The sequence below is a fragment of the Carnobacterium sp. genome, assembly GCF_040274425.1.
In genome coordinates, this window is the sequence record NZ_JBEMBC010000088.1 from 1 (window position 1) to 9940 (window position 9940).

At 34.7% G+C, this 9940-nt stretch carries 10 protein-coding genes and 1 pseudogene; 3 read left to right on the top strand and 8 right to left on the bottom strand.

Translation table 11 applies throughout. The features are described from left to right. Nucleotides 1–1541, top strand: a 1541-nt coding sequence (locus tag ABS911_RS12825; RefSeq protein WP_350467881.1) for an ABC transporter ATP-binding protein, incomplete at its 5' end; no start/stop codon positions are given. A gap of 76 nt (nucleotides 1542–1617) precedes the next feature. On the opposite strand, the gene ABS911_RS12830 is transcribed toward ABS911_RS12825, so the two are convergent. Further along, nucleotides 1618–2430, bottom strand: coding sequence for an alpha/beta fold hydrolase (locus tag ABS911_RS12830; protein WP_350467882.1), 813 nt, complete (start codon nucleotides 2428–2430; stop codon nucleotides 1618–1620). 243 nt (nucleotides 2431–2673) lie between these two features. Between ABS911_RS12830 and ABS911_RS12835 the strand changes: the two genes are divergently transcribed. Next, a complete protein-coding gene (locus tag ABS911_RS12835) occupies nucleotides 2674–3072 on the top strand; it encodes a VOC family protein (RefSeq protein ID WP_350467883.1) in 399 nt (132 codons plus the stop codon). Nucleotides 3073–3167: 95 nt separating this feature from the next. On the opposite strand, the gene ABS911_RS12840 is transcribed toward ABS911_RS12835, so the two are convergent. Both ABS911_RS12840 and mazE read right to left on the bottom strand, forming a co-directional pair. Further along, complete coding sequence (locus ABS911_RS12840) at nucleotides 3168–3542, bottom strand: type II toxin-antitoxin system PemK/MazF family toxin (RefSeq protein WP_350467884.1); 375 nt, start codon at nucleotides 3540–3542, stop codon at nucleotides 3168–3170. Between the two features lies 1 nt (nucleotide 3543). Then, nucleotides 3544–3768, bottom strand: coding sequence for a type II toxin-antitoxin system PemI/MazE family antitoxin (mazE, locus tag ABS911_RS12845; protein ID WP_350467885.1), 225 nt, complete (start codon nucleotides 3766–3768; stop codon nucleotides 3544–3546). A gap of 248 nt (nucleotides 3769–4016) precedes the next feature. Between mazE and ABS911_RS15390 the strand changes: the two are divergent. Continuing rightward, a pseudogene (locus tag ABS911_RS15390) lies at nucleotides 4017–4223 on the top strand (VOC family protein); the annotation flags it as partial. A gap of 169 nt (nucleotides 4224–4392) precedes the next feature. On the opposite strand, the gene ABS911_RS12850 reads toward ABS911_RS15390, so the two are convergent. From ABS911_RS12850 to ABS911_RS12870, 5 genes are all read right to left on the bottom strand, one after another. Then, a complete protein-coding gene (locus ABS911_RS12850) occupies nucleotides 4393–5475 on the bottom strand; it encodes an ABC transporter permease (RefSeq protein WP_350467886.1) in 1083 nt (360 codons plus the stop codon). Further along, complete coding sequence (locus ABS911_RS12855) at nucleotides 5476–6744, bottom strand: ABC transporter permease (RefSeq protein WP_350467887.1); 1269 nt, start codon at nucleotides 6742–6744, stop codon at nucleotides 5476–5478. It abuts the gene before it with no gap. Nucleotides 6745–6760: 16 nt separating this feature from the next. Then, nucleotides 6761–7693, bottom strand: coding sequence for an ABC transporter ATP-binding protein (locus ABS911_RS12860; RefSeq protein WP_350467888.1), 933 nt, complete (start codon nucleotides 7691–7693; stop codon nucleotides 6761–6763). Nucleotides 7694–7844: 151 nt separating this feature from the next. Beyond that, on the bottom strand, nucleotides 7845–8486 hold the full coding sequence (locus tag ABS911_RS12865) for a response regulator transcription factor (protein WP_350467889.1): 642 nt from the start codon (nucleotides 8484–8486) through the stop codon (nucleotides 7845–7847). Beyond that, nucleotides 8479–9591: a sensor histidine kinase gene (locus ABS911_RS12870; RefSeq protein WP_350467890.1), complete on the bottom strand. Its 1113-nt coding sequence runs from the start codon at nucleotides 9589–9591 to the stop codon at nucleotides 8479–8481. Before ABS911_RS12870 ends, ABS911_RS12865 begins: the two co-directional genes overlap by 8 nt. Nucleotides 9592–9940 lie beyond the last annotated feature (349 nt).

Sequence of the window (9940 nt, forward strand, 5' to 3'; positions counted from 1 at the left end):
TATTGGTCATTGCTGGAATTATATTTATTTGTAATTACTTCCAAGAATATTTAATCGCATCTGTCAGCGAAGAAGCCAGTCTAACCTTACGAAAGAAATTAACAGCTAAACTAAATAAATTGCCTTTAAATTTTTACGATCAAACACAAGTAGGCGATCTATTAAGTCGAACGACAGCCGATGCAGATAAAGTAGCGAACTTTATTGTCATGAGTTTTAATCAGTTTATTAGTTCAATCATCATTGTCATTGTTGGGTTGAGTCTAATGATTTATGTTAGCGGCCGTTTATCCTTGATCATTATTTTTATGATCCTGATCAATATTATTGTCACGAAAGTCATTTCTAAAAAGAATCAAACGTTATTTGGCGACAATATGTATACCTTAGGAAAATTAAGTGGCGCTACGGAGGAATATTATTCTGGAAACACGATTATTAAAGCTTTTAATAAACAAGAAGAAGTCATTCAAAAAGCCAATCAATTAATCGACGAACAATATAAAGCACATAAAAAGGCCCAATTTGTTAACTTTGCGATCTATCCTATCATGAGAAGCATTACTCAATTGGCGTATATCAGCAGTGCCTTAATGGGGGCTACTTTAGCCATCCAAGGAACGCTAACAATCGGATTGCTTCAAGCTTTTCTACAATATGTTAATCAAATTTCAGACCCTATTACAGAAGCTTCATATGTTGTAAATATGCTTCAAGGTTGTTTAGCAGCCATTGAACGGATTTATGAAGTTTTGGATGAAGAAAATGAAGTTCCAGATATCCAAAAGGCTAATGTGATTGATAATCCACTTGGTCAAATCGAATTTTCGCATGTCAGTTTTGGCTACAACAAAAATCAATTGATCATGAAAGACGTTAACTTTATTGCAGAACCCAAAAAGACGATTGCTATCGTAGGTCCTACGGGTGCTGGGAAAACAACACTTGTAAACTTATTGATGCGTTTCTACGAAATTAATAGTGGTTCTATTTTATTTGATGGGATCGACACGAACACCCTAACCAGACATGATCTAAGAAAACAGTTTGGTATGGTATTGCAAGATACATGGTTATTTGAAGGAACCATTGCTGAAAATATTAGCTACGGAAAGAAAGACGCTACTAGAGAAGAAGTTATTGCCGCAGCTAAAAAAGCTCAGTGTGACTCTTTTATCCAAACGTTACCAGAAGGTTATGATACGATTATTTCGAGTGAAAATAATATGATTTCTCAAGGGCAACAACAATTGTTAACCATTGCTCGGACCATATTATCCGATCCGAAAGTCATGATCTTAGATGAGGCAACTTCAAGTATCGATACTAAAACGGAAATTAAAATTCAACAAGCGATTGATCATCTCATGTTGGACAGAACCAGCTTTGTGATTGCCCATCGATTGTCGACGATTAAAAATGCAGACCTCATTTTAGTTATGGATAAAGGGAATATTATTGAAACTGGTAGCCACCATGAGTTATTGGAAAAAGACGGCTTCTATGCTGATCTTTATCAAAGCCAATTCCAATCTGCATAAGTCTACTAGAATTATGTGCAAAATAAATATAGTAGACAAAAAAGCTAGAAACAGGTTCTGTTTCTAGCTTTTTTCGTTAGTTCTTATTTTGAATAAACATCAACATCGTCCGATTCAATTTCTCTGTTTCATCGTGGAAAATCGCGTGTCCGCTCTTTCTAAAGGGCACGACAATAGTTTTAGAAATCAATTGAGTCATTTCTTCCACCACTTCATACGAACAAACAGCGTCTTTTTTGCCATGACAAATCAAGGTCGATACCGTAATTTTTTCAAGGTCTTCTCGTACATTCTCATCTCGCATAGCCAGAGCTGAAAGAATCATCCCATAAGAAGAAGACCCTAATGCCAAATTTGTCAGCCAACCTTTATAGGAGACTAAGGTTTTCTCATGAAACAACTTTTTAATAAAGTCTTGGATCAGTTTAGGACGATCAACTTGAATTTGTTCAATCATGGCTGTGATTTCTGACTTTTTAATCCCGATGGAGTAAGCAGGTTTCTTAGCAAATTGCGGAACTGCTGCACTGATTAAGATCAGCTTTTTAATTCCAAATCCCTTATGACGAGCCATGTAACGCGTGGCTACCGCTCCACCCATCGAAAATCCGACCAAAATAGCCTCTTCAATGTGCAGTTCTTCTAAAACTCTCTTAACATCGTCCGCAAATATGTCATATCCGTAATCTTCAATCACTAGATCAGACTCACCAAACCCACGAAAGTCGATTCCAATCATTCGATACCCTCTAGGCAAAAAATAATTGTATTGGTATTCAAACATCTGATGATTAAACGGCCATCCATGCAAGAAAACAACTGGCTGCCCTTCTCCTACATCTTCTACTGCAATAGATGCATAATTCGTTCCCCTGATCATTTTTTTCATCTTAGTTGCCTCCTATTACCTTCTCTACCTAAGTATAATAGAAGAGCTTATTTTTTAACTAAATAAAGCTCAGAGCCTCTCACCAAATCGTCGGTTTTAGCCTTCATTTCTTACTCGTGTAGACAATGGCATAAACATTAGAATGACTAGTGCAATTTAATCTCCTATTTTTGACAAAAAAGCTCCCTCGTGAGATGCTCTATTTGTAATAAAATCAGTCTATGAAAAGAATGGAGGATTTTTATGTCAACAATGGTTTTTGTAAATTTCCCTGTATCTGATGTCAATCGCTCTGCTGCATTTTATGAAAAATTAGGTTTTGTTAAAAATAACGAATTCTCAAACGATGAAGCTGTCGCAATGGTTTGGGATGAGAACTTTTGGATCATGTTGCTGAATCACGAATTTTATAGCCGTTTCATTAAAAATAAAACAATTGCAAATACTCAAACCACTAGTAGCTCTCTAATTGCATTTAGCCTAGAAAATGCTGATGCAGTCAAAAAATTTGCTGAAACAGCAAAAGCCAATGGCGGTGATTTCCATAAAGTAGACATGGGGATGTCTGAAGACCAAATGTTTGGACTTGAAGTACAAGACCCAGATGGAAATACCTTAGAGCCCAGTTGGATGGCAATGTAGACATATGATAAAAACCGTCAGAGCAAATCTCTGACGGTTTTTTACTGTTAGACAAAATTTTAGGATTCGTAGCGGATAAATTACTTTTAAGGTTCTTATTCTCCTAACAACTTATCAAAGGAAAAAATATCGGTAACTACTTGGGCAACAATCCCTAATTCAGCAGTCGTAGATTTTTCGACAAAAGTTACGGCTCTTTCTTTTGCCATAAAATCGAATCCTTTTATTTGCATCGCATTGATTGTTCCATGGATGGTATGATCCTTTGATAAAGGAATAAACCCTGGTCTACTTTTATTGGTGGACGTAATTGGACACACTTGTATAAACCCAGTTGTGGCATTGTAAGCATCTGAGCTAAGGACTAAAGCCGGCCTCTTCTTTTGAATTTCTCTTCCAGCACTAGGATTAAAATTTATCCAAACGATATCCCCTTGTTTTGGTGTATAATCATTAATCGAGTAAATCATATTACACTTCTTCTCTTCCAATTAATTTTTTATCCTCGTTAAATTCATCCTCAAATCTTAAAGTTTCGTTATTTTCTAGAGCTTTTTCAAAAATATTATTTACTTTAGGTACATAAGTAATACTTCCTAATTCACCTTTTACGGCTACGTATTCTTGATTTGGTTGAAGATTGAACTTCGTAGGGACTGTTAATACAATGGCATTCCCTTGTTTTCTAGTCTTCATTATGCTCATCTCCTTTATTAGTTCACCTATATTTTAACAAATCCCAATAGTAATTACAACGTATTTACTAATAGATTGGTACTAAAAAATGTATAATAATTTAAAAGAAAGCTTCATTCCGATTTAGTACTTTACTTTTTCTACTTTCTCACCCTTATATAAGCTTAATTGCTCAAGGAATTTTAGTGAGCTCATTCTATGTGCCTATGAAGTAAAAATGGATTACTTGACAGTTATAAGCGTGCAGCTATTCATTATTTACAAAAAAATCAATTGCATATACTCAAACAACCAGCAGTTCTTTAATTGCATTCAGTATGGAAAATGCTGATGCAGTCAAAGCCAATGGCTGTGATTTTTACAAAGTAGACATGGGAATACCTGAAGAGCAAATGTTCGGACTTGAAGTACAAGATCAAGGACTAGGTAATGAGACGTCTGTAGTGATTATATAAAACGGAAGAAGCTAGAAACACAAAATGTTTCTAGCTTCTTCCTTTTAACCAACTATTCTTTCCTTTTACGTGGAAGGCCTTTTCACATAAAAGAGGAACTCTTTACAATCAAAAAAATCCGTGTATTCCAGATCAGCTTTTCCTGCTATCATCTACTATTTTCTAATATCTAAGCTTTTGACATACGTTCCATCAAATTAATTCCAATACCCATAAACAAGATTCCCATAAGAAGTAGGATTCCAATAGGCTGTAAAATCTCACTTATTGGGAGACCTAAATAAATAGCGTCTATCATTCCATTTAATCCATGCCTAATAGGCATCAACTCTGCTATAAAGAGTAAGAATTGGTTACTAACGATATCTATTGGCCAAAAAGCACCACCTAACATTGCCATAGATGTAGCTACAATCGGAATTACTACCTGTAAAGACTGCGGCGAAGGTACTAAAGCTGATACCAACATTCCTAACGAAACAATAGCAAATATAAAAGCCAAAGTAACTGCTGCCATTGATAGATAATTTGTTCCTAAATCAATATCTAATAGTTTGGTTAAAATGAAAAAAGCGAGTAATACCTGACCTAATCCTACTGAAAAATAGTGAGAAAGATGTCCTAAATAAATTTGAGTTTTCGAAAGGGGAGAGAAAATTAATCGATTCCAAGTTCCCATTCTTTTCTCTTCAACTAAATTTATTTGTAGATATAAGATAGTATAAACAGTAAAGTAAAAGGTCATCCCAATTAAAATACTCAACTGAAACTGATCCATAGTCCCTATGTCCTCAACTTGGTGGGTCTTATCAACCGTTAAAAACTCCTGGATTTCAATCTTACTTTCTGGAAACGAATCTCTGACTTCTTCTAGACGAATGTTCTCCCTAACAATTTGATCAACATGTTGTTCTACTACCGGTAATCGTTCATCTTCTCGACCTATTAAAAACCGATACGTTTCTTTATCTATTTCCATTGCATAACCAATTTCGTTCATCCGAATTTCTTCTTCCACTGTTTTATAATCCGTTGCTTCAAAAATTATTGAATCGTCTTTATTTAAGCGATCCACCCAAATACTTAGTTCTTCTTTCGTTAGACTTTCAGTATATACTGGTACATTTACAGATGAATTCACTTGAGTTCCACCCATGAAGTAAACAAATAATATTGTTAATCCTAAAAACATCACAACAAGCATGGGGTGTTTCAGCAATCTTTTCCATTGGAGCATAAATACATCACCCATTTAATCTAACCTCCTTTTTGGAAATATGATTACTGCCAGCAGTAAGAAAATTACAGTCATTCCAATTATTCTCATCATTAAAGGAAGCACTTCTCGAAAATTAAATCCTTGCAACAATTGCAGATAAGAAGTCATTGTAGCTCCATTTGGTGTCCAGTTCCCTACTTGTTTTAAAGTCTCTGAAAACTGTTCCACTGGAGTAAAGCTTCCTCCTAAAAGGGCAAATACACTTACAAAAGAGCCAAAGAAACCTGCTGTAGTATTATCATTTGCATACAATGAAATTGATGTAAGTATACTCGTTAGACTTCCAACAAGTAATGAATACAAGCCAGTTGTATAAAAGACATTTATCCAAAAATCACTATCTCTCCCACTGAATGTTCCAAAAATTAATGTAGATAAAGTAAACAGGATAACCAGTTGAACAAATGTGATCAATGTTCCAGATATCATTTTACTGCTCAAATAAGTTAACGGTTTAGTTCCAGACAACATAATACGTCCAAAAACATGCTGCTCTTTTTCTTTAAAAGCTCGATTAGCTAAAGCTGGAGCTGTTGAGAGTGCAAACATAACTCCCATTCCAATCGTATAATATTGGAATGCATTTACCGGTTCTTCGACAGAAATCTGTATTTTTTCACCATGCTCTAGCGTTTGATTTTCTACTCCAGCTTGTCCGTTAGTAGCTAAAGCAATTGAGGTCTCCAAATTATATTGATCAATGAAACTTGTGACTACGCTTTGTAGGATAGTTGAGACCATACTCTCTTCTTCTGCCACAGTCACATCTAAAGTACTTGTCATCTTCTCTTCAAGATAAATAGATTGCCATACATTATAACTAAACTCTTTCGGAATTGTGATAAATCCAGTAATCTCCTCTTCATTCATTGCTTCAGTTGCTGAATTTAGATTGTCAAACTCATCAACAACAATAAGATTTTCAAAACTTTCATCTTCAAACAAATTGTATAACATAGCTGCAGGATCAATCTCTTCAGCACCAGCTAATGTTTCTGCCACTAATTCTTCTGGAAAACCTTGTTCTATGAACTCGTTTTCTAAACGTTTAAGATCTTCTTCAAAATTTTGTTCATTTACAATTCCTATATTAAAAGTGCTGCTTGTGGATCCCCCCATCATAAGATTTCCTAAAGCAAATCCTAGAATAGCAATCAAAATGAAGGGCATAAAAAGTAATTCAAGAAGGTCACTTTTACTTTTTGAAAGTGTCAAAAAATCCTTTTTTATTAAATTAAACATGCTTTCATTCCCTTCATTAGTCTCTCAATTTACGACCAGTCAAATGTAGAAATACATCTTCTAAAGTCGGAGTCTGTACATGAATGCCTATGATTTTCACTTGAGTCTGCCGTGCATAGTCAAAAATTTCTCCAAGTAATTGCTCTCCCTTGGATACAATCAAATTGTATTCGTTCTCGCCCTCCATCATTCGATTGATTCTCTGTTGTGAAGACAATAGATCCGAAAACTCTTTTTTTAATTCCTCTACTTGAATAGTTACAGTTTCTTCATTAGATAAAATACTTTTTAATTCTTCTTTCGTTCCAGAAGCGATTATTTGTCCATGATCCATAATATAGACACGGTCACATAACTTCTCAACTTCTTCCATATAGTGGCTAGTATAGAGTATTGTTAAACCTTTTTCTCTGTTTAATTTTCTTACCATATCCAATATATAATTTCTAGATTGTGGATCGATTCCAACCGTTGGTTCATCCATAATCAAAATTTTTGGATCATGCATTAAAGCAACAGCAATATTAATTCTACGCTTCATTCCCCCAGAGTAAGTATCTACTGCATCCTTTTGTCGCTCTTTTAAGCCAACTAGTTCTAAAGTTTCTTGAATTTTATCTTCTAGTTCTTTTCCAGTTAAGCCATATACTTTTCCGAAAAATTTCATATTTTCGTAAGCTGACAATTCCTCATACAAAGCGATTTCTTGGGGAACAACTCCTAAAACTGGACGCAATTCCTTTGGGTGTTTGAAAACATCTTTTCCATTAAATTTGACCGTTCCTTTTGTTGGTGGAAGTAAGGTTGAAATCATAGAGATAGTTGTCGACTTTCCTGCCCCATTCGGACCCAACAATCCCACTGATTCTCCCTCTTCTAAATACATATTTACATCTTCCACAGCTACTTTTTTTTTGAATGTTTTTCCTAGATTTTTTACTTCAATCATAATCAATATCCTCCTTTATAAAGTTTTGTGTCTTAATCAAATGCGTTCAATTAAGTCTACCTGTTCCAACTGTTAACCTTAGTATAAAATAAAAAGAGACAGCAAAGATACTGTCTCTAGTCATGAATTGATGTGACTTTAGTCACTAATTTCAGTTTCTTTTACCGTCACGTTTCGTTGCATAAATTGCGATTTGTGTTCGGTCACGTAAGTTCAATTTATTTAAGATTACGGATATTTGATTTTTTATTGTACCAACAGATAAAAATAACTTTGAAGCAATCTCTTGATTACTCATCCCATCACCAATACAAGAAATAATGTCTATCTCTCGATTTGTCAGTGACTTATCCATTTCAAGTAGTGCTGTTTGGCGTTCCATTAAAATAGGCATAACTTTGGCAGCAACATGATCCTCAATCACCAAACCACCACCTAATACACTTCGAATCGATCGAATAAGTTCTTCTGAATTCCCATCTTTTAACAAGTAACCATTAGCTTTATATTTTAATGCCTCTAATGCGTACTCTTCATCATTAAAAGTTGTTAATATTAGTATAACCATATCAGGCCAGCGTTTGCGCATGATGCGCATCGCTTCTAACCCCGTCATAACAGGCATACGGATATCTAAAATTGCCAGGTCAAACGATTGCCTGTCACACAAATCAACAGCTTCTTTGCCATTGCTTGCTTCTCCTGTCACTTGAAATTCTTCATCTGTTTCTATCATTATTTTTAATCCTTGACGAATAAGGGATTGGTCTTCAGCAAGTAAAATATTAATCAAATGTCTTCACCTCCAATGGGAATTGACCCATTACATTCAGTTTGCCTTCTATTTGATGAATATTGATTCTCCCATCAACTTCAGCTAAACGTTCACGCATATTTGTTAATCCAAAACCTTCTTTAATGGTTATTTTTTCTTTCAGAGGATGGCTCACTTGAAAGCGCAAGTCTCTTTGAGCAACAATTTGAAACTCAATAACCGCTTGGTTACTTGAGCTATGTCTCATCATATTTGTTAAAGCTTCTTGAATCGATCGATAAATCGCTACAGATTGCTGATTGGTTAATACTGCGCTTAATGTACCAGTCTGCATTGTAATGGATAAACGTAGTTGACTTTCTGCTTCCAACTTACGTATGAGTTGGATTATGGCTTGAATTCCTGCTGTCTCTTCTGACTTGAGTGCTTTCACAGCTTCACGTGTATCTTGTAAACTTATTTGTGCCAACTTTTTTAATTCGTCAAACTTAGCCTTCGTCTCTTCAGTTGTGGCCTGAATCCTGGCCACCTCCATTTGCATCAATAACGCTGTTAAACGATGACCAACAGAATCATGAATTTCTCGAGCAATTTGATTTCGTTCTTCTTGTCTCACTAATTGTTCGCCGCTCATCAATTGTCGTTTAAGCAGTTGGAACTCATCATAAATTGATTCGTACTGATCTTGTATATTCTTTTCTTTTTGTGTTGCTTGATTCCAGTAAAGAAGCATAATCCCTGTAATCAAAGCAAGCAATGAAACATAACTAACAGATAGCCACTCTTGATAAAACACATAGGGCAAAATAGTTAGCACATAAAGAAACACTATGTAAATAGATAATTTTTTCCTGTTAAAAAACTTTGTAGATTGAATCGCTAAAGTTAAATAGATCAGCCATATAAAACCGTTAAATTCAGGAGATAGAAACATTCCGAAAAGCAAAAAGGGGAGGACAATGAAAATGAAATGAGCAAATTGTTTTTTGACAACGGGTAAAACAAAATATAACGCGAAAAATAAACCGCTGACTAAAATATTATAATCAGTAAATCCATCTATCCATAATGCCAAAAGCCAACTCACTACTAAAAAGATAAAATTCATCCAAAAATTAAACATCGTTTCCTACCTTCCCTATTTCTTTTTATATAAATGTATCTCAATTTGCTTACAATCTATTTTCTTTAGTCTAACGTATACTTATTCATTTTACTATTAAAAATCTAAAGAACAATACTCAACGGTACACTTTAATAAACTTGCGTATACGTTTTTATGAAGTTACAGTAGTGCTATTTTATTTGATGGCAATGATACTAAAATATTGAGTAGCCATGTTCTAAGAAAACAGTTCAGTATAATATCACAAAATACTTGGCTATTTTTAGTTTCGCCGATTGTAAAATTAAGCTAGACAAATAAAAAAGCCATTCGTGGTACACTCAAAATGTATTTCCGACCAAAGAAA